Raw genomic sequence first — 19,262 nt, 5'->3', positions numbered from 1 at the left:
TGCAGGGCCGCAGGCCCTGCAATTCAGAAAACCTTACTTACCCCGCAGGCGGCTGTGCCTGAACCCGTAGCAGAAATAGATCACGAAACCGACGAACGTCCACACGCCCATCAGCATCCAGTTGTGCATCGTCATCGCCGACAGCAGCGCCAGGCAGCTCAGCACGCCCAGGCTGCAGATCAGCCAGGCCATCGGCATGCGGAACGGGCGCGGCAGGTCCGGCTGGGTGCGGCGCAGGATCAGCACGCCGGCACACACGGCGGCGAACGCGATCAGTGTACCCATCGAGGTCAGCTCACCGAGGATGTCCAGCGGGAACAGCGCCGCCAGCAGCGCGATGCCGATGCCGGTGATCACGGTGTTGATGTGCGGGGTGCGGTACTTCGGATGGATCTTGGTGAACACCGGCGGCAGCAGGCCGTCGCGGCCCATGATCATGAAGATGCGCGGCTGGCCGATGATCATCACCAGCACCACCGAGGACAGGCCGACCAGCGCGCCGACCTCGACCACCCAGCGCAGCCAGCCCAGCTGCGGATGCGCGGCCACGGCAGTCACCACCGGCTCGTCGGTGCCGAGCAGCTGGAACGGCACCAGCCCGGTCATCACCGCGGCCATCGCGATGTACAGCACGGTGCAGATCACCAGCGACAGCATCATGCCGAACGGCATGTCGCGCTGCGGATTCTTCGATTCCTGCGCCGCCACCGACACCGCCTCGAAGCCGATGTAGGCGAAGAACACCATCGCCGCGCCACGCAGCACGCCTTCCATGCCGTACTTGCCGGGGCCTTCGTTGGCGGGGATGAACGGGGTCCAGTTGCTGGTGTCCACGTACTTCCAGCCGACCACGATGACCAGCAGGATGAGGCCGGTCTTGAGCACGACCATTGCCATGTTCATCGCCGAGGACTTGCTGATGCCGACGTAGCACAGCCAGGTCAGCAGCAGCACCAGTGCGGCGGCCGGCAGGTTGGCGATCGCGCCGGTCGGGCGCAGCTGTGCGTCGAGCGGGGCACTGACCAGCGCCGCCGGTAGATGGATGTCGAACTGGCTGAGCAGGCTGAGGAAATAGCCGGTCCAGCTGACCGCGACCGCCGAGGCGGAGACGCCGTATTCGAGCACCAGCATCCAGCCGATGAACCAGGCCGAGAGCTCGCCGAAGGTGGCGTAGGTGTAGGTGTAGGCGCTGCCGGAGACCGGCACCATCGAGGCGAACTCGGCATAGGCCAGCGCGCAGAAAGCGCAGCAGATGGCGGCCAGCACGAAGGACAGCATGATGGCCGGGCCGGCGTGGTTGGCGGCGGCCTGGCCGGTGATGACGAAGATGCCGCCGCCGATCACCGCGCCGATACCCAGGGCGGTCAGGCCCCAGGGGCCGAGGTGGCGGCGCAGGCTCAGGCCGTTGGCGTCTTCATGGGCGGCATGCGGGTGCTTGGTGGCCCACAGTTGCTTGAACATGTGTGGTGGTCTTGTCGAAGCGCGCCATGACCGGCGCGCGGGGAAAACGGACGGGCCGGCGCGAGGCCGGCCCGTAGGCGGATCAGGGCGATTTGGCCAGCTTGCTGTTGCGGATGCCGTAGCCCAGGTAGATCAGCAGGCCGAGCAGCGTCCAGCCCACGAACAGGTGCCAGTGCACCACGAACGCCTGCCAGAACAGGAACAGGCAGGTGGCCGCGCCCAGCGGGCAGATGATCCACACCATCGGCACGCGGAACGGGCGATGGATCTCCGGCTTGGAATAGCGCAGCACGAGCACGCCGATGCAGACCGTGGCGAAGGCAAGCAGGGTCCCCATCGACACCAGTTCACCCAGCACGTTCAGCGGCACCAGGCCAGCCAGTGCGGCGGCGATCACGCCGACCACGATGGTGGCGACGTACGGGGTGCGGAAACGGGCGTGGACCTTGCCGAAGAACTTCGGCAGCAGGCCGTCGCGGGAGATCGTGTAGGCGATGCGGGTCTGGCCCATCATCATCACCAGCACCACCGAGGACAGGCCGGCGATGGCGCCGATCTCAACGAACGTCTTCAGCCAGGACAGGGTCGGGTAGGGCTCCAGCGCGGTCGCCACCGGCTTGTCGGTGCCCAGCAGGTGGTACGGCATCATGCCGGTCAGCACCGCACAGACGATGATGTAGACGAGGGTGCACACGGCCAGCGAGCCGAGCAGGCCGATCGGCATGTTGCGCTGCGGATCCTTGGTTTCACCGGCGGCGGTGGAGACCGCATCGAAGCCGATGTAGGCGAAGAACACGATGGTGGCCGCGCGGAACACGCCGCTCCAGCCGAACTCACCCGGCACGCCGGTGTTTTCCGGGATGAACGGCTGCCAGTTGGCCGGGTCGATGTGGGCCGCACCGATGCCGATGAACAGGCAGATGACAGAGACCTTGATCGCCACGATGATCGCGTTGACGAAGGCCGACTGGGTCACGCCCACGTACAGCAGGCCGGACACCGCCGCCACGATCAGCACCGCTGGCAGGTTGAACAGCTTGCCGGAGGCGATGAACTCGCTGCCTGTCCAGGCGATGGGCGCGGCACTGAGTGCATCCGGGAACGGCATGTGCAGCGTGGTGGTGATGAAGCTGATCAGGTAGGCCGACCAGCCCACCGCGACCGAGGCCGAAGCGAACAGGTATTCCAGCACCAGGCACCAGCCGATGAACCAGGCCATGCCTTCGCCGAGAGTGGCGTAGGAGTAGGAGTAGGCGCTGCCGGAGACCGGCATCATCGCCGCGAACTCGGCGTAGCACAGGCCCGCCAGGGCGCAGGCGAAACCGGCGATCACGAACGACAGCATGACGGCCGGGCCGGCGTGGTTGGCCGCGGCCTGGCCGGTCAGCACGAAGATACCTGCGCCGATCACCGCACCCACGCCAAGCAGGATGAGGTGTTTAGCCGTGAGGGTCCGTTTCAACGTGGCTTCGCCGTCCAGGCTGCCTTCGATGGGTTCGCCGGCATCGACGTGCCCGGCCGGTTCAACCGGCTTGACCCTCAACAGAGCTTTCAGCATGCAGTACTTCCTAGTGATCGGATGGGGTGGGCCGCCGATACGTTGCCGGCAACCCTGGAATGGTGAAGGCCGCGCGAACGGCCCGCTGTACCTTAGCCAAAGCTGAAGCCAACGCACAAGCGCAATCGCAACAATGAACGGCGATAATGAGCAGTATTTTTCCAAACGCCGCCCATTCATGAGCCAGACCGCCGAAACCCTTGCCGTGCTTGACGATCGCCTGCGTGGCCTGCTGCGGGACTATGCCCGCCGCGAGCCTGCCCACGACGCACTGGCTGCCGAATTCGGCACATTGCTGGACGATCCGGAAGATCCGTTCCGCCGCGAGCGCCTGGCCGGCCACTTCACCGCCAGCTGCTGGCTGGTCAGTGCCGATGGCCAGCGCCTGCTGCTGACCCATCACCGCAAGCTGCAGCGCTGGCTGCAGCTGGGCGGCCACGCCGATGGCGACCGCGACCTGGCCCGGGTGGCGCTGAAGGAGGCCGAGGAGGAATCCGGCCTGAGCGGCCTGGTGCTGGAAGACCCGGCCATCTTCGACATCGACAAGCACTGGATTCCGGAGCGCAAGGACGTGCCGGGACACTGGCACTACGACGTGCGTTTCGTGATCCGGGCGCTGGGTGGCGAGGCCTTCGTGCTCAGCGAGGAGTCGCTGGAGCTGGCGTGGCGGCCGGTGACCGAAGTCGCCGCCGATCCGGAATCGGATGAGTCGATGCAGCGCATGGCGCGCCGGTGGTTGGCGCGCTAGCAACCTGTAGAGGCGAGCCGATGCTCGGCTCGATGCGGGCCGGAACCGCAGCCGAGCATGGGCTCGGCTCTACACGTGCAAGGCGGGACGCGCGTCAATACAGGATGCGCGTCCGCAGCGTGCCCGGAATCGCGGCCAGCTCGTCGCGCACGGCGGCGGCCTGCGCCTCGCTGGCGGTGATGTCGATCACCACGTAGCCCACCTTCGGGTCGGTGCGCAGGAACTGGCCGTCGATGTTGACGTTGTGGCGCGAGAAGATCTCGTTGACCCTGGACAGCACGCCCGGCACGTTCTGGTGGATGTGCAGCAGGCGCAGGCTGTCTTCGTGTTCGGGCAGGGTCACTTCCGGGAAGTTGACCGCCGACAGGGTGCTGCCGTTGTCGCTGTAGCGCACCAGTTTGGCCGCCACTTCCACGCCGATGTTGTCCTGCGCTTCCAGCGTGCTGCCGCCTACGTGCGGGGTCAGGATCACGTTGTCGTGGCGGGTCAGCGGCGATTCGAAGATATCGCCGTTGCCCTTCGGCTCGACCGGGAACACGTCCAGTGCAGCGCCGCCGACGTGACCGCTGGCCAGTGCGGCATCCAGTGCATCGATGTCGACCACGGTGCCGCGCGCGGCGTTGATCAGGTGCGCGCCCTTGCGCATCTTGGCCAGCTCCGTGCTGCCGATCATCCACTGCGTGGACGGGGTTTCCGGCACGTGCAGGGTGACGATGTCGGCGCGCGCCAGCAGGTCGTCCAGGCTGGCGGCAGCACGGGCATTGCCCAGCGCCAGCTTGGTTTCCACGTCGTGGAAGATCACCTGCATGCCCAGCGATTCGGCCAGCACGCCGACCTGGGTGCCGATGTGGCCGTAACCAATGATGCCCAGCGTCTTGCCGCGCACTTCATGGCTGCCACTGGCCGACTTCGACCAGCCGCCGCGATGGCATTCGGCGTTCTTCTGCGGAATGCCGCGGGTCAGCATGATGGCCTCGGCGATCACCAGCTCGGCCACGCTGCGGGTATTGGAGTAGGGCGCGTTGAACACCGGGATACCGGCCAGCTCGGCCGCGTCCAGGTCGACCTGGTTGGTGCCGATGCAGAAACAGCCCACCGCGATCAGGCGCTTGGCCTCGGCCAGCACCTCGGCACTGAGCTGGGTGCGCGAGCGGATGCCGACGATGTGCGCCTCGGCGATGCGTGCCTTCAGTTCGTCCTCGGGCAGCGCCTTGGTGTGCGCTTCGATCTGGCTGTAACCGGCCGCGCTGAATACCTCCACGGCGGTCTGGCTGACCCCCTCCAGCAACAGCACGCGGATATCCTGCTTCGGGAACGAGGTCTTCTTCGGCGACATGGGGCAACACGGCCAGTGGGACAGGGGCTGACCACTATGCCAGATCGAAGCCCCCATGGTGCAGTGCGCAATTGGTTGCATCCGTAGCGATCGGCGCGGCTGCGGGGCTGGACGCTGGCGCGCGCCGCTGGCACGCTTGCCCGTTCTTCACGCACCGCGCTGGACCGTCATGACCGATTCCCGCATTGCCTCGCTGCAGCAGGCCTGTCCCGGCCTGAAGCTGAAGACCGACCCGGCCGACCTGGAGCATTACGGGCGCGACTGGACCCGGCGCTGGACGCCGGCGCCGCTGGCGATCGCACTGCCGGCCACGGTCGAGGAGGTGCAGGCGGTGATGCGCTGGAGTGCAGGCGAGGGCGTGGCCGTGGTGCCGTCCGGCGGCCGCACCGGCCTCTCCGGGGGCGCGGTGGCGGCCAACGGCGAGCTGGTGCTCAGCCTGGAACGGATGAACAAGGCACTGGCCTACGACGCGGTCGATCGCACCCTGGTGGTGCAGGCCGGCATGCCACTGGAAGCTGTGCACAATGCCGCGCTGGACCACGGCCTGATCTACCCGGTAGATTTCGCCGCGCGCGGGTCCTGCACGATCGGCGGCAACATCGCCACCAATGCCGGCGGCATCCGTGTGATCCGCTACGGCAACACCCGCGAATGGATCGCCGGGCTGAAGGTGGTCACCGCCAGCGGCGAGTTGCTGGAGCTCAACAAGGGCCTGATCAAGAACTCCAGCGGCTATGACTTCCGCCAGCTGCTGATCGGCTCGGAGGGCACGCTGGGCGTGATCGTCGAAGCCACGGTGAAGCTGACCGACCCGCCGCCGGCCAGCAACGTGATGCTGCTGGCACTGCCCAGTTTCGAAGTGCTGATGCAGGTGTTTGCTGCGTTCCGCGCGCGCCTGCAGCTGCAGGCCTTCGAGTTCTTCACCGACCGGGCGTTGGAGCACGTGCTGGCGCACGGTGCGCAGGCGCCGTTCGACGAGGTGCATCCGTACTACGTGGTCACCGAGTTCGCCGCCGGCGACGACGCTCAGGAAGCGGCGGCGATGGCGGCCTTCGAGGACTGCATGGGCAACGGCTGGGTCAGCGATGGGGTGATCAGCGCCAGCGACGCCCAGGCCGCCCAGCTGTGGCGCCTGCGCGAAGGCATCACCGAGTCGCTGGCGCGCTACAAGCCCTATAAGAATGATGTCTCGGTGCGGATCTCGTCGATGCCGGCGTTCCTGGCTGAAACCCAGGCATTGATCGGGCAGGCATACCCGCACTTCGACGTGGTGTGGTTCGGCCATATCGGTGACGGCAACCTGCACATCAACGTGCTCAAGCCGGATGACACCAGCGACGCCGATTTCGTGGCGCAGTGCGAGCAGGTGACCAAGCTGTTGGCGCAGGTACTGGCGCGCTTCGACGGCAGCATTTCGGCTGAACACGGCATCGGCCTGGTCAAGAAGGGCTACCTGGACAGCACCCGCGGCCCGGCCGAGATCGCGCTGATGAAGGCGGTCAAACGCGCGTTCGATCCCCAAGCGCGGCTGAATCCCGGCAAGCTGTTCGACGTTTGAGCCGGACAAATCCTTCACGCACCCGTTACGCTCCACGCTTCCTCACAACCGGCTTCGAACCGATGACCCGTCCGCTTCTGCTGCTCGCCCTGCTGTCCCTGCCGCTGGCCGGCTTCGCTTCCAGCTTCGCCGGTACGTCGGCCGGTTCGGCCACGGGTGCGTCCTCCGGTTCCTCGGGCAGCAGCTCGGGTGATGACAAGGTGGTGCTGGCTGCACGCGACGATGCGGCTGCATTCGTCGCCAGCGATGGCGAGATTCGTGGCGCCCGCCTGCAGGCCGCACTGGTCCACCTGCGTGAGCAGAGCGCCGCGGCACAGCAGCAGAGCGATCTGGAACTGGCCCGCGCGCTGCTGGCACGTTGATCCAGGCTGCATGACCTCGGCGTCATCGCCTTCTGTAGAGCCGAGCCATGCTCGGCTGCTGTTGCGATCCGCATGCGCCGGGCATTCAGCCGAGCATGGCTCGGCTCTACAGAGGCACAGCGGGCGGTGCGGGTGGATCGCCGCATTGGCGTGGCTGCTCATCCCTTCCGCGCACGCGGCTGATCGCCTGCTGCTTGATCCGTCCGGTCTCGACCCGGCGCAGCAGCAGCTCGCCAGCCAGACCCTGGCCGACGTGCAGTCCCTGCTGCCCGATGGCCTGCTGCGTGCATTGCCGTCACAGGTCCAGGTGCGTTGGCGTGATGACCTGCCGGCCGATGTGCACGGCCGGGCCTTCGCCGGGCGCATCGCCCTGCGTCGCGAGCTGCTGGATGATGCCGTGCCCGGCGCGCGTCGCGCACGCCGCAGCGCGCTGGTACACGAACTGGCCCATGTCGCCGACCGTACTACGGGGGCGAACTGGTCGCGCAGTGTGCGCTGGCGTGATCTGGCCGGATGGCAGCGCAAGCCCTGGCATCTCGGCCGTGGCGACAACGACTTCCGTGACCGCAGTCCCGATGCGTATGAACTGAAGGACCCGGCCGAGTACCTGGCGGTGAACGCCGAGCATTTCCTGCTGGACGCTGAGTTCGCCTGCCGGCGTCCGGCGCTGGCGCAGTGGTACCAGGTCCATTTCGGAACCCCGCCATCGCTGCCGCAGTCGCACTGCGCGACCGCGTTGCCATTGCTGCAGGCCGAATCGGAGGAGGGTGCGGCATCGCTGCTGCAGCTCGACCCCGCGCGTGTCCATGCGGTGGATTACCTGTTCGCCGAAGGCAGTGCGCAGCCGATGAGCCGCTGGGGCCACAGCATGCTGCGGCTGGTGATCTGCCGGCCAGGCCGTGCGCCGGGGCCGGACTGTCGCTTGGACCTGGAATACCACCGCGTGCTGTCGTTCCGCGCATTCGTCGGCGATGTGCAGATTTCCAACTGGCGTGGCCTGACCGGCGGCTACCCGTCGCGCCTGTTCGTGCTGCCGCTGCAGCAGGTGGTGGACGAGTACACCAAGGTGGAACTGCGTGGGTTGCAGTCGCTGCCGTTGCAGTTGTCGCCCGGCGAGATCGCCAGCCTGCTCGAGCGCACTGCACAGGTGCACTGGAACTATGACGGGCGCTATTACTTCATCAGCAACAACTGCGCGGTGGAAACCGCCAAGCTGCTACAGGCGGGCGTGCCGCGGCTGGGCGAGGCCGGGCTGGCCCAGCTGAGCCCGCGCGGACTGAAGCGGCGACTGGTGCGGCTGGACGTACTCGACGAGGGGGTGCTGACGGACCGCAATGCAGCGCAGGCGCAGGGGTACTACTTTGCTTCGGCGCGCGACCACTACCAGCAGTTGTTCGCGGTGGCGAGCTCACAGCTGGGGCTGCCGGTGCGCGATGTGCGCGGCTGGCTGAAGTTGCCCGCACCGCAGCGTGCGCCGTGGCTGCTGCAGGGTGACCTGCGTGCCAGCGCCGGGCTGCTGCTGCTGGAGCAGGCGGCGCAACGCCGCGCCGAGCTGCGTGCGCGCGATGTGCTGAAACGACGCTTGCTGGCCGCACCGGACAGTGCCGAGACGCGCGGCCTGCGCCAGCTGCTGGAGCAGGGTGGGCAATGGTTGCGCCCAGGTACGCTGCTGGCGGACGGTGGCTATGGGTTGCCGCTGGTCGATGAGCAGGCGGTGCTGGCCAAAGCGGTTGCCACCGCCAGCGCACAGGCGGTGCCGGCCTGGCAGGCGCTGCGCGTGCAGCTGCGCCAGCAGTTGCCGGCAGGCCAGCGCAACGAGATGGATGCGATCGATGCCAACCTCGCCGCACTCGGCGCGCGCCTGCGGGAACAGGCGGCCGCACCCGCTACTGGCGCGGCAGTTCGATGACGAAACGGCTGCCACCGGCGTTGCCCGCCGTGCAGTAGACGCGGCCGCCGTGCGCGTCGGCGATGGCCTTGACCACCGCCAGGCCGAGGCCACTGCCGCCGCCCTGGCGTGAACGCGAACCGTCGGCACGCATGAACGGGCTGAAGATGTCGGCGTGCAGCTCCGGATCGATGCCCGGGCCCTCATCCTCGATTGCTACCTGTACATGGCCTGGTGTGTCATGCACGGCAATCCGTACCTTGCCCGGGCTGGCATAGCGGCGCGCGTTTTCCAGCAGTGCCAGCAGCGCCTGGCGCAGGCGCGTGGGATCACAGTGCGCGTTGTGTTCCTCGCGGCTGGTTTCCAGCTCCAGCACGAAGCCTGCAGCGCGGAACTGCGGATCGACCAGGGTCATCACCGAATGCACCTCGGCCACCACGTCGGTGCGCGCGCGACGCACGTCCAGCCGCGCATTGTCGGACAGGCTCAGCACGCGCAGATCTTCAATCAGGCGGGACAGCCCTTCGACCTGGGCAAGCAGGCTGCGGAACTGCGACTCGTCCGGCTGGAACACGCCCTCGGCCAGCCCCTGCAGGCGGCCACGCAGGATTGTCACCGGGGTCCGCAATTCATGGGCAATAGCCGCATGCCACATCGCGCGCTCGCTCTCCATGTGCTGCAGGCGGCGCGCCATCGCATTGAAATCCTCGACCAGGGTTGCCACTTCGCCCGGTGAGTTTTCCTCGACGCTGGCGCGCGCACCGAGGTCGCCGCCGGCGAGCGCGCGCACGCTGTCGACCAGCGAATTCAAGGGCGACAGGATGCGATGCGCCAGTCGGAACGAGGCGGCGATGGCCAGTGCCAGGCCGGTCAGGATCACCCCGACCATCCATGCCAGCTCCGGGCCGGTCGGCAGCCAGCTTTCCGGTTCCTCGGCACTGCCGGGGAAGAACTCGACCAGCACCGCGTACAGCAGCCATGACGACAGGATCATCATCACAATGACGCCGATCACCATCAACGACATCGAGACGATGATGTGTCGGCTGAGCCCGGAGCGGCGCAGGTGCGCCATCAGCGGTCGGCCATCAGCCGGTAGCCGACACCGCGCACGCTGGCCGGAACATTGACCATGCCTACTTCGTCCAGTTTGCGGCGCAGCTTGCTGACATGGCTGTCGACGGTGCGTTCCAGCGCTTCGCTTTCCGGCAGGCATTCGTGCATCAGTTCGCTGCGGCTGAAGATGCGGGTCGGCGCCAGCGCCATGCAGTGCAGCAGCTTGAACTCGGTGAGCGTGAGCAGCACTTCGTGGCTGTAGCCTTCGCCCTCCACATGCACGGCATGGGTGGCCGAGTCGATCAGCAGCGGGCCCGCCCGCAGCGCGGTCGGTGCATCCACGCGCGAGGCGCGCAACGTACGCCGCAGCACGGCGCGCACGCGTGCTGCCACTTCGGCCGGATTGAACGGCTTGACCACGTAGTCGTCGGCGCCCATGCGCAGTGCGGTCAGCTTGTCCAGGTCCTGGTCCAGTGCGGTCAGCATGATCACCGGCGTTTCGCCGCGCTGGCGCAGCTGCGTCAGCACGCTCCAGCCATCCAGGCGCGGCAGCTGCACATCGAGCAGGACCAGGTCGGGGCGGGCGCTGCGGTGCAGGTCCAGTGCGCTGTGGCCGTCGGCGGCGCGCAGTGTACGCAGTCCTTCGCGTTCCAGATAGGCGGTGAGAATATCGGCGATCTCGGCCTCATCCTCGACGATCAGGACGAGGGCGGCGAGGGCAGGGGCGGCATGCATGCAGGGGCGGGGCCTTAAGGTGCTTGCCTCCATCGTATCTCCACAGTTCCTCCATCGAAACCCCATCATTGCCACGCACACTTCACGCTTCAGAACCTATCAGCCGCCTGCGCGGCATTGTGCACAGCAATGAGAACCTTCAGGACTCCGGCCACGTTGATCGCGGCCCTCGCCCTGGCCATGACGGCCTGCTCAACCCCCGAAGCTACGCCGGAAGCCACACCGCGTGTCAGCGTGGTCACCGTCGGCCCGCAGGTGGTACAGCGCGATGACGAACTGCCCGGCCGCGTGGCTGCCGTGCGCACCGCACAGATCCGTGCCCAGGTGGGCGGCATCGTGCAACGCCGCCTGTTCGACCAGGGCGCAGAAGTGAGCGCCGGCCAGGCGCTGTTCCAGATCGATCCGGCAGCATTCCGTGCAGACGTGGATTCGGCACTGGCAGCACTTCAGCGCAGCGAAGCGGCGCTGGGCCGCAGCCGCGTGCAGTCACAGCGCCTGCATGCACTGGCGGCCGCGCAGGCGGTCAGCCAGCAGCACCGCGACGATGCCAGTGCCGAGTACGAACAGGCCCGTGCCGCGGTGAACGAGGCGCGCGCGATCCTGGCCCGTCGCCAGCTTGACCTGCGCTATGCCACGGTCAGTGCACCGATTGCCGGCCGCATCGACCAGGCGCTGGTGACCGAAGGCGCACTGGTGGGCGTGGCCGATGCCGAGCCGATGGCGGTGGTGCAGCAGATCGACCAGGTCTACGTCGATGTGCGCCAGCCGGCGGCCCAGCTGGAATCACTGCAGCGCAGCGCTGCCGGTGGCGGCGAGCTGCCGGTGACGATCATCGGTGCGGCCGGCAAGCCGCTGTCCGAGCGCGGCCAGATGCTGTTCTCCGGCATCAACGTCGATGCGCGTACCGGTGATGTGATCCTCCGCATTCTGGTCGACAACCCGCAGCGCCAGCTGCTGCCGGGCATGTACGTGCGCGCGAGGGTGCCGCGTGGTGCGCCGGCCAGTGCACTGACCGTGCCACAGCAGGCCGTGCTGCGCAGCGCCGGTGGCCAGGCCTATGCCTGGGTGATCGGTGGCGATGGCAAGGCGGTAATCCGCACGCTGGAGGTCGACGGCAGCGTTGATCGCCAGTGGCTGGTGCGCACGGGCCTGAAGGCGGGCGAAAAGGTAGTGGTCGAGGGCCAGGAACGCCTGCAGGAAGGCGTGGTGGTCGATGCGCGCGATTGGCAGATGCCGGTCGCCAGCGCCGGCGCGGTGCAGGCCGGCAGCAAGGGCTGAGCCTCTACCGGGCTGGTCCCTCCAGGGAAATCCAACATGGCACGTTTCTTCATCGATCGCCCGGTGTTCGCCTGGGTGCTGGCGATCTTCATCATCCTGGCTGGCGTACTGGCAATCCCACGGCTGGCCGTTGAGCGCTATCCGGCGGTGGCGCCACCCAGCGTCAGCATCTATGCCAGCTACCCCGGTGCCAGCCCGCAGACGCTGAATGACGCGGTGGTCGGCCTGATCGAGCGCGAGCTGTCCAGCGTCAAGCACCTGCTGTACTTCGAGTCGTCGGTGGACACCTCCGGCGAAGCCTCGATCACTGCGACCTTCAAGCCGGGTACCAACCCGGAGCTGGCGCAGGTGGACGTGCAGAACCGGATCAAGGCGATCGAACCGCGCCTGCCGCGCAGCGTTCGCCAGAACGGCCTGTTCGTGGAGGCCGCCGATTCCGGCTTCCTGATGCTGGTCGGCCTGCGTTCGCCGGATGCCAGCGTCAGCGAAGCGGCGCTGGGCGACTTCATGGCGCGCAACATCATCGAAGAGCTGCGCCGCATCGATGGCGTCGGCCGCGTGCAGCTGTTCGGCGCCGAGCAGGCGATGCGTGTGTGGCTGGACCCGACCCGGTTGACCGGCTACGGCCTGACCATGGGCGACGTCGCCGCCGCCATCGAGCAGCAGAACCTGGAGATCTCGCCGGGACGCATCGGCGATTCGCCGGGTGTGCCGGGCCAGCGCATTACCGTGCCGTTGAGTGCCGACGGCCAACTGTCCACGCCGGAACAGTTCGCTGCCATCGTGCTGCGCGCCGGGGCCGACGGCTCGCGGGTGCTGCTGGGCGATGTCGCCCGCGTCGAGCTGGGCGCCCAGAGCTATGCCTGGGGCACCCGCGAGGACGGCCATCCGGCCACCGCCGCCGGCGTGCAGCTGCGTCCTGGCGCGAACGCGGTGCGCACCGCGTCGGCGGTGCGTGAGCGCATGGCCGAGCTGGCACCGCTGCTGCCGCGCGGCGTGGAAGCGAGCATTCCGTTCGATACCGCGCCGTTCGTCAAGATCTCGATCCAGAAGGTAGTGCAGACGCTGCAGGAGGCGATGCTGCTGGTGTTCGCGGTGATGTACCTGTTCCTGCAGAACTGGCGCTACACGCTGATCCCGGCGCTGGTGGCACCGATCGCACTGCTGGGCACCTTCGCTGTGATGCTGGCGCTGGGCTTCTCGATCAACGTGCTGACCATGTTCGGCATGGTGCTGGCAATCGGCATCATCGTCGACGACGCGATCGTGGTGGTCGAGGGCGTGGAACGGATCATGGCCGAAGAAGGGCTGCCGCCGCGCGAGGCCACCATCAAGGCGATGCGTGAGCTGACCGGCGCAGTGATCGGCATCACCCTGGTGTTGACCGCGGTGTTCATCCCGATGGCGTTGGCCAGCGGCTCGGTGGGCGCGATCTACCGCCAGTTCACCGTGGCGATGGCGGTGTCGATCCTGTTCTCGGCGCTGCTGGCCTTGAGCCTGACGCCGGCGCTGTGCGCGACGCTGTTGCGCCCGAACAGCCATGGCCATCATGGTCGTGGTGGGCTGTTCGGCGCCTTCAACCGTGGCTTCGAGCGGATGACCGGGCGTTACCAGCGTAGTGTGGCGTCGGTGCTGCAGCGGAGCGGGCGGGTCATGGGCGTGTTCGCCGCGCTGGTGGCGGCGTTGCTGCTGGGCCTGCACTGGCTGCCGGGCGCATTCCTGCCGGAAGAGGACCAGGGCTACTTCATGACCTCGATCCAGCTGCCGGCCGAAGCGACGGCCGAGCGCACGCTGGCCGTGGTCGAAGCCTACGAAAGGCATGTGGCGTCACGCCCGGGCATCGGCTCCAACCAGTCGATCCTCGGCTACAGCTTCTCCGGGTCCGGCCCGAGCGCGGCGCTGACCTACACCATGCTGAAGGACTGGGGCGAGCGTGCAGGAGCCACCGCGGCCGGCGAAGTGGAGGCCGCGCAGAAGGCGATGGCGACGATTGCCGAGGGCGAGGTGATGAGCGTGATGCCGCCGGCCATCGACAGCCTGGGACGCTCCTCCGGCTTCTCACTGGCGCTGCAGGCGCGCACCGGGCAGAGCCAGGCAGAGCTGCGCGCGGCCCTGCAGCAGCTGCTGAAGCTGGCCGAGGCCAGTCCGCTGCTGTCGGAGGTGCATGCCGATGGCCTGCCAGCAGGCACCAGCGTGCGGCTGGACATCGACCGTGCCAAGGCCGAGGCGATGGGCGTGGGGTTCGAGCAGATCAGCAGCACGCTGTCGGCGGCGATGGGCTCGCAGTACGTCAACGACTTCCCCAACAAGGGCCGGCTGCAGCAGGTGATCCTGCAGGCCGATGCACCGCACCGGATGGAGCTGGAGGATGTGCTGAAGCTGTACGTTCGCAACAGCGAAGGCGGCATGGTGGCGTTGTCGGAACTGGTGACGCCGCACTGGACCGAGGCGCCGTTGCAGCTGCAGCGCTATCTCGGCTTCCCGGCGCTGAACCTGTCCGGCGCACCGGCCTCCGGCGTGTCGACCGGCCAGGCCATGGCGGAGATGGAGCGGTTGGCGCAGAAGCTGCCGTCCGGCTTTGCCCTGCAGTGGACCAGCCAGTCGCTGCAGGAGCGGGAGTCGGGGGCGCAGGCACCGTGGCTGCTGTTGTTGTCGATGCTGGTGGTGTTCCTGGTGCTGGCGGCTCTCTATGAGAGCTGGTCAATCCCGCTGGCGGTGATGCTGGTGGTGCCGCTGGGCCTGCTCGGTGCGGTCGCCGCGGTGCTGCTGCGGGGCATGCCCAACGACGTGTTCTTCAAGGTCGGCATGATTACCGTGATCGGGCTGTCGGCGAAGAACGCGATCCTCATCGTCGAGTTCGCGCGCCAGCTGCAGCAGCAGGGTCGCGGCCTGGTCGAGGCGGCATTGGAAGCGGCCAGGTTGCGCCTGCGGCCGATCGTGATGACCTCGCTGGCATTCGCGCTGGGCGTGGTGCCGCTGATGCTGGCGCAGGGCGCGTCGAAGGAAACCCAGCAGGCGATTGGAACCGGTGTGTTCGGCGGCATGGTCAGTGCGACCGTGCTGGCGGTGTTCTTCGTACCGGTCTTCTATGTAGTAGTGCAGGGCGCGCGGCAGTGGATCGCGCAACGCCTGCGCAAGCGCCGGCCGATGCCGGAGGGATCCGTGGATGGAACGGAACATCGTTGAAGATCTGCATGAACAACAGTTGATGGTGCTGGAGCAGCGCCTGTGCGCAGCGTTGCTGGAAAATGATCACGATGCGCTGACCGCGCTGGTATCGCCGGCCTTGTTCATGATGGACGGACAGGGCGGGCGCATGCTCGATCTGCCGTGGCTGGGCGATTGGCTGGCCGGCGGACTGCAGGTGCGCAGCCTGCAGCTGCACGCAGTTGAAACGCTGCTGTGTGGTCGCCTGGCACTGCTGTCCAGCAACGTGCGGTTGTCAGTGTGGCAGCAGGACCAGGAGCGTGAAGTGAAGCTGCGCCTGTTGCGCGTTTGGACCTGCAGTTCCGGCGGCAGTGGCGCACAGCTGCTGTCGATGGCGGTGCTGGCCGCCTGAGTGCGGTCAGGCCGCTTTCAGGCCCCGCTCACCGGCAGGTGGTAGGGTCGAGCCTCTCTGTAGTGTCGACAAGGAGTCGAGCCATGCGTGTAGTTCCCAGTCTGTTGGCAGCCTCCCTCGGGGTGGTGCTGGCCGCGTGCCAGCCAGCCCCGCCGCCCGCCGCAGGCGGCAATGATGCCCCGCCTGCCACGCCGCCGCCGGGCGCCAGCACCGAAGGTGGCAGCGAGACCGCCTACCAGTGTGGTGATCTCAGCGTGCGCGCGACCTTCAATGGCGAGGATGCAGCCACGGTGGTGATCGGCGACCGCACCTTCACCATGACCTCCGAACGCGCGGCATCCGGCGCCAAGTATGGCGATGGCCAGGGCAACAGCTTCTGGACCAAGGGCAGCGATGACGGCCTGTTGAGCCTGAAGGGCGAAGCCGATCGCGAGTGCCATGCGGTCGAAGCCACTGAAGGCGATGGCAGTGCCGGCAACGCCGCGTTCCGTGCCACCGGCAACGAGCCGGGGTGGCTTGCGGTCGTTGATGGCGACACGCCGGGCCTGCAGGTGGAAGTCGACTATGGCGAGCGCCGCTTCGATGTCGCCAAGCCCACCAAAGGTGCTGATGGCTGGAGTGGCAAGGCATCCGATGGCACCGACGTCAAGCTCAGCTTCCAGCGCACCACCTGCCAGGACGACATGAGTGGCGAGGCGTTCGAGGCCAAGGTGATGCTGACAGTCGGCACGCGCCAGTACCACGGCTGTGGCAATTTCGGCGCGAAGCAGCCGTAAGCCCTCTGTAGAGCCGAGCCCACGCTCGGCTGCGTTGTGCTCTGCACAGGCACTGCAGCTGAGCGTGGGCTCGGCTCTACACCACTGCTATCAACGATGCGCTGCTTGCTGCCTGCGGCGAACACGCCGCAGGCAGGGACAGGCAGCCGATCAGCGCAAGGCGCTTAGTCGGCACGGCCAGCGAATTCGCCGGTGGCGGTGTTCACCAGCACGCGTTCGCCGTTGACGATGTACTCCGGCACCATGATTTCGATGCCGGTGTTGAGCTTGGCCGGCTTCGGGCGCTTGGTCGCGGTGCCACCCTTCAGCTCCGGCGGCGTCTCGATCACTTCCAGCACCACCGAGGCCGGCAGCTGGATCGCCACCGGCTGCTCGTCGATCACCTGCACGTAGATGCCGGTCAGGCCGTCGGTGATGTAGCCGGCGTCATCGCCGATCACGTCCGCGTCCAGGGTGTAGGGGGTGTAGTCCTCGTCATCGAGGAACACGAAGGCATCGCCATCCTTGTACGAATAGGTGGACTGGCGGCGGAGCAGTTCGACCTCGACCAGGTTGTCGTCGGCATCGAAGCTGGCGTCGAGCTTGTTGCCGCCCGGCACGCTGTACATGATGAAGCGGAAGCGGACGTTGCCGCCGCGACCCTGCGGCGAGCTGCGCTCGATGTCGCGGATCTGGTACACGCCGTTGTTGTACTCGACGACGTTGCCCTTCTTGATGTCGTTGGCTTTCATGGTGATCTAGGTCGTTGGGGGAGGGCGCCGTCCCGGCGCCCGGGGGAATCACTTCGGAGCGAGGCGGGTAGCGCCGTCCAGGCGGATGGTCTCGCCGTTGAGGTAGGTGTTGCCAAGGATGAAGCCGACCAGGCTGGCGAAGTCTTCCGGCTTGCCCAGACGCGACGGGAACGGGATCGAGGCGGCCAGCGACTGCTGCACGGCCTCGGGCATGCCATCGACCATCGGCGTCCAGAACACGCCCGGGGCGATGGTGTTGACGCGGATGCCAAAGCGCGACAGTTCGCGCGCCATCGGCAGCGTCATCGAGACCACGCCGCCCTTGCTGGCGGCATACGCGGCCTGGCCGATCTGGCCTTCATAGGCAGCGATGCTGGCGGTGTTGATGATCACGCCGCGCTCGCCGTCGGTACCGGCTTCGTTGTGCTGCATGCGATTGGCCGCGGCCTTGGCGACGTTGAAGCTGCCGACCAGGTTGACCATCACCGTGCCCTGGAAGCCAGCCAGCGGCATCGGGCCTTCCTTGCCCAGCACGCGGCCGGCGCCGAGGATGCCGGCACAGTTCATCGCCACGTTCAGGCCGCCGAGGAAATCGTGGGCCTGGTCGATGGCCGCAGCCACGGCTGCCTCATCGCTGACGTTGACGTTGAAATAGCGGGCCTTGTCGGTACCCAGCCCGGCAACGGCGGTTGCACCCTTGTCGTCGTTGAGGTCGAACAGGGCCACCTTGCCGCCCTGGGCGACGAGGTGCTGGGCCACGGCCAGGCCGAGGCCGGAAACGCCGCCAGTGATCACGGCACGTACGGAAGACAGCTGCATTGAACGGTCCTGCAGGTTCGAGAACCGCCGATTCTAACGGAAGCCGCGACCGCCGCTGTTGTGCACTGCGCCGCCTTTGCGGGGCGGCGCAGTGCGGTGGTCAACCGGCCGCGGCCAGCGCCTGGCCGGTGCGGCTGGCGGTGGCGCGGCCGAGCAGGCCGGCCAGCCAGCGGCCGGTTTCGGCCAGGGCCGGCAGGTCCACGCCGCTGTCCAGGCCCAGGCCCTGCAGCAGGTAGACCACGTCTTCGCTGGCCACATTGCCGCTGGCGCCCTTCGCATACGGGCAGCCACCGGCGCCGGACACCGCGCTGTCGACCACGCGCACGCCTTCTTCAAGGCAGGTGGCGATGTTGGCGATGGCCTGGCCGTAGGTGTCGTGGAAATGCACGGCCAGCGCCGCCATCGGGATCTCGGCGGCGACCGCCTGCAGCATCGCCCGTGCCTTGCGCGGGGTGCCGACGCCGATGGTGTCGCCCAGTGAGATTTCGTAACAGCCCATCTGGTGCAGGGCGCGCGCCACCCGCACCACGTCGGCCAGCGGCACCTCGCCCTGGTAGGGGCAGCCGAGCACGGTGGAGACGTAGCCACGCACGCGCACGCCATCGGCGGCGGCGCGGCGCAGGATCGGCTCGAACCGGGCCAGCGATTCATCGATGCCGGCATTGGTGTTGGTGCGGTTGAACGCCTCGGACGCGGCGGTGAACACTGCCACTTCCTCCACGCCGACCGCACGGGCACGGTCGTAGCCCTGTTCGTTCGGCACCAGTACCGGGTAGTGGATGCCCGGCCGGCGCTGGATGCCGGCATAGACCTCGGCGGCGTCGGCCAGCTGCGGGATCCACTTCGGGCTGACGAAGCTGGTCGCCTCGATGCTGCGCAGGCCGGTGGCCGACAGGCGGTTGATCAGTTCGATCTTGTCGGCGGTGGAGACCGACTGCTTTTCGTTCTGCAGGCCGTCACGCGGGCCGACCTCGACGATGCGGACGTAGTCGCTCATGCGGTTGCCCCATCGGCAGGGCGGTGGCAGACCGCCTCGATGTTGTTGCCATCCGGGTCGAGTACGAAGGCACCGTAGTAGTCGGGGTGGTACCACGGGCGCAGGCCCGGGGCGCCGTTGTCGCGGCCGCCGGCGGCGAGCGCGGCGGCATGGAAGGCGTCCACCTGGGCGCGGCTGGCGCAGGCAAAAGCCACGTGCACGCCGTGGCTGGCAGTGCCGCCATTGCCAAGCCAGAAGAACGGCTTGCCGTCGTTGCCGAAGCCGATGTGGTCGTGGGCGCCGGTCTGTTCGGCGGTCACTTCCATCACCACGCCGATCTGCAACGGCGCCAGTGCCTGCAGGAAGAAGGCCTTGCTGCGCGCCAGGTCGGCGCTGGTCAAACCAAGATGATCGAGCATGT

The 19,262-nt window shown here is 67.5% G+C and carries 17 protein-coding genes; 8 read left to right on the top strand and 9 right to left on the bottom strand.

Annotated features, from left to right (window positions below):
• Positions 1-33: 33 nt before the first annotated feature.
• Positions 34-1,461 (bottom strand): amino acid permease, encoded by a 1,428-nt coding sequence (locus ARC63_RS07275; RefSeq protein ID WP_010482555.1) that lies wholly within the window; start codon positions 1,459-1,461, stop codon positions 34-36.
• Between the two features lie 82 nt (positions 1,462-1,543).
• Entirely contained in the window at positions 1,544-3,019 is a 1,476-nt protein-coding gene (locus ARC63_RS07270; RefSeq protein ID WP_057502915.1) for an amino acid permease, read from the bottom strand.
• 133 nt (positions 3,020-3,152) lie between these two features.
• Between ARC63_RS07270 and ARC63_RS07265 the strand changes: the two genes are divergently transcribed.
• Positions 3,153-3,767, top strand: coding sequence for an NUDIX hydrolase (locus tag ARC63_RS07265; protein WP_082587827.1), 615 nt, complete (start codon positions 3,153-3,155; stop codon positions 3,765-3,767).
• 94 nt (positions 3,768-3,861) lie between these two features.
• Here ARC63_RS07265 and serA read toward each other — a convergent pair whose 3' ends face one another.
• Positions 3,862-5,103, bottom strand: coding sequence for a phosphoglycerate dehydrogenase (gene serA / locus ARC63_RS07260; RefSeq protein WP_010482552.1), 1,242 nt, complete (start codon positions 5,101-5,103; stop codon positions 3,862-3,864).
• A gap of 169 nt (positions 5,104-5,272) precedes the next feature.
• Between serA and ARC63_RS07255 the strand changes: the two genes are divergently transcribed.
• From ARC63_RS07255 to ARC63_RS07245, 3 genes are all read left to right on the top strand, one after another.
• Positions 5,273-6,661, top strand: a complete 1,389-nt coding sequence (locus tag ARC63_RS07255) for an FAD-binding oxidoreductase (protein WP_053442937.1) — start codon at positions 5,273-5,275, stop codon at positions 6,659-6,661.
• Positions 6,662-6,723: 62 nt separating this feature from the next.
• Positions 6,724-7,023, top strand: coding sequence for a DUF2388 domain-containing protein (locus ARC63_RS07250; protein ID WP_010482550.1), 300 nt, complete (start codon positions 6,724-6,726; stop codon positions 7,021-7,023).
• A gap of 10 nt (positions 7,024-7,033) precedes the next feature.
• Positions 7,034-8,932 (top strand): Lnb N-terminal periplasmic domain-containing protein, encoded by a 1,899-nt coding sequence (locus ARC63_RS07245; RefSeq protein ID WP_425513163.1) that lies wholly within the window; start codon positions 7,034-7,036, stop codon positions 8,930-8,932.
• Here ARC63_RS07245 and ARC63_RS07240 read toward each other — a convergent pair.
• Positions 8,910-9,986, bottom strand: coding sequence for an ATP-binding protein (locus ARC63_RS07240; protein WP_019338525.1), 1,077 nt, complete (start codon positions 9,984-9,986; stop codon positions 8,910-8,912). The genes ARC63_RS07245 and ARC63_RS07240 overlap by 23 nt on opposite strands.
• A complete protein-coding gene (locus ARC63_RS07235) occupies positions 9,986-10,702 on the bottom strand; it encodes a response regulator (protein WP_020424480.1) in 717 nt (238 codons plus the stop codon). Before ARC63_RS07235 ends, ARC63_RS07240 begins: the two co-directional genes overlap by 1 nt.
• Before the next feature lie 129 nt (positions 10,703-10,831).
• Between ARC63_RS07235 and ARC63_RS07230 the strand changes: the two genes are divergently transcribed.
• The 4 genes from ARC63_RS07230 to ARC63_RS07215 all read left to right on the top strand — a co-directional run bounded on the left by ARC63_RS07230 (position 10,832) and on the right by ARC63_RS07215 (position 16,315).
• On the top strand, positions 10,832-11,980 hold the full coding sequence (locus ARC63_RS07230) for an efflux RND transporter periplasmic adaptor subunit (protein ID WP_057502912.1): 1,149 nt from the start codon (positions 10,832-10,834) through the stop codon (positions 11,978-11,980).
• 36 nt (positions 11,981-12,016) lie between these two features.
• Positions 12,017-15,166: a multidrug efflux RND transporter permease subunit gene (locus ARC63_RS07225; RefSeq protein ID WP_057502911.1), complete on the top strand. Its 3,150-nt coding sequence runs from the start codon at positions 12,017-12,019 to the stop codon at positions 15,164-15,166.
• Entirely contained in the window at positions 15,147-15,539 is a 393-nt protein-coding gene (locus ARC63_RS07220; RefSeq protein WP_010482541.1) for a nuclear transport factor 2 family protein, read from the top strand. The genes ARC63_RS07225 and ARC63_RS07220 overlap by 20 nt, the downstream gene beginning before the upstream one ends.
• 83 nt (positions 15,540-15,622) lie before the next feature.
• Entirely contained in the window at positions 15,623-16,315 is a 693-nt protein-coding gene (locus ARC63_RS07215) for a COG3650 family protein (RefSeq protein ID WP_057502910.1), read from the top strand.
• Positions 16,316-16,479: 164 nt separating this feature from the next.
• Here ARC63_RS07215 and yeiP read toward each other — a convergent pair whose 3' ends face one another.
• From yeiP to ARC63_RS07195, 4 genes are all read right to left on the bottom strand, one after another.
• Positions 16,480-17,046: an elongation factor P-like protein YeiP gene (yeiP, locus tag ARC63_RS07210; protein WP_005409468.1), complete on the bottom strand. Its 567-nt coding sequence runs from the start codon at positions 17,044-17,046 to the stop codon at positions 16,480-16,482.
• A 48-nt stretch (positions 17,047-17,094) separates the two neighbouring features.
• Positions 17,095-17,865, bottom strand: a complete 771-nt coding sequence (locus ARC63_RS07205) for an SDR family oxidoreductase (protein WP_057502909.1) — start codon at positions 17,863-17,865, stop codon at positions 17,095-17,097.
• A 100-nt stretch (positions 17,866-17,965) separates the two neighbouring features.
• Positions 17,966-18,862, bottom strand: coding sequence for a hydroxymethylglutaryl-CoA lyase (locus tag ARC63_RS07200; RefSeq protein ID WP_008268685.1), 897 nt, complete (start codon positions 18,860-18,862; stop codon positions 17,966-17,968).
• Positions 18,859-19,260 (bottom strand): VOC family protein, encoded by a 402-nt coding sequence (locus ARC63_RS07195; protein WP_010482537.1) that lies wholly within the window; start codon positions 19,258-19,260, stop codon positions 18,859-18,861. Before ARC63_RS07195 ends, ARC63_RS07200 begins: the two co-directional genes overlap by 4 nt.
• Positions 19,261-19,262 lie beyond the last annotated feature (2 nt).

It is taken from the genome of Stenotrophomonas geniculata ATCC 19374 = JCM 13324, from assembly GCF_001431625.1.
GTDB lineage: Bacteria > Pseudomonadota > Gammaproteobacteria > Xanthomonadales > Xanthomonadaceae > Stenotrophomonas > Stenotrophomonas geniculata.
The sequence above is the reverse complement of the archived record's forward strand: the minus strand, read 5'-3'. Positions and strand labels throughout refer to the sequence as shown.

Excerpts from the sequence above, each read along its gene's own strand:
- ARC63_RS07270 (WP_057502915.1), bottom strand. The coding sequence starts at position 3,019 with ATGCTGAAAGCTCTGTTGAGGGTCAAGCCGGTTGAACCGGCCGGGCAC.
- ARC63_RS07205 (WP_057502909.1), bottom strand. The coding sequence starts at position 17,865 with ATGCAGCTGTCTTCCGTACGTGCCGTGATCACTGGCGGCGTTTCCGGC.
- yeiP (WP_005409468.1), bottom strand. The coding sequence starts at position 17,046 with ATGAAAGCCAACGACATCAAGAAGGGCAACGTCGTCGAGTACAACAAC.
- serA (WP_010482552.1), bottom strand. The coding sequence starts at position 5,103 with ATGTCGCCGAAGAAGACCTCGTTCCCGAAGCAGGATATCCGCGTGCTG.
- ARC63_RS07235 (WP_020424480.1), bottom strand. The coding sequence starts at position 10,702 with ATGCATGCCGCCCCTGCCCTCGCCGCCCTCGTCCTGATCGTCGAGGAT.
- ARC63_RS07225 (WP_057502911.1), top strand. The coding sequence starts at position 12,017 with ATGGCACGTTTCTTCATCGATCGCCCGGTGTTCGCCTGGGTGCTGGCG.
- ARC63_RS07255 (WP_053442937.1), top strand. The coding sequence starts at position 5,273 with ATGACCGATTCCCGCATTGCCTCGCTGCAGCAGGCCTGTCCCGGCCTG.
- ARC63_RS07245 (WP_425513163.1), top strand. The coding sequence starts at position 7,034 with ATGACCTCGGCGTCATCGCCTTCTGTAGAGCCGAGCCATGCTCGGCTG.
- ARC63_RS07200 (WP_008268685.1), bottom strand. The coding sequence starts at position 18,862 with ATGAGCGACTACGTCCGCATCGTCGAGGTCGGCCCGCGTGACGGCCTG.
- ARC63_RS07215 (WP_057502910.1), top strand. The coding sequence starts at position 15,623 with ATGCGTGTAGTTCCCAGTCTGTTGGCAGCCTCCCTCGGGGTGGTGCTG.
- ARC63_RS07240 (WP_019338525.1), bottom strand. The coding sequence starts at position 9,986 with ATGGCGCACCTGCGCCGCTCCGGGCTCAGCCGACACATCATCGTCTCG.
- ARC63_RS07275 (WP_010482555.1), bottom strand. The coding sequence starts at position 1,461 with ATGTTCAAGCAACTGTGGGCCACCAAGCACCCGCATGCCGCCCATGAA.
- ARC63_RS07195 (WP_010482537.1), bottom strand. The coding sequence starts at position 19,260 with ATGCTCGATCATCTTGGTTTGACCAGCGCCGACCTGGCGCGCAGCAAG.
- ARC63_RS07250 (WP_010482550.1), top strand. The coding sequence starts at position 6,724 with ATGACCCGTCCGCTTCTGCTGCTCGCCCTGCTGTCCCTGCCGCTGGCC.
- ARC63_RS07220 (WP_010482541.1), top strand. The coding sequence starts at position 15,147 with ATGGAACGGAACATCGTTGAAGATCTGCATGAACAACAGTTGATGGTG.
- ARC63_RS07230 (WP_057502912.1), top strand. The coding sequence starts at position 10,832 with ATGAGAACCTTCAGGACTCCGGCCACGTTGATCGCGGCCCTCGCCCTG.
- ARC63_RS07265 (WP_082587827.1), top strand. The coding sequence starts at position 3,153 with ATGAACGGCGATAATGAGCAGTATTTTTCCAAACGCCGCCCATTCATG.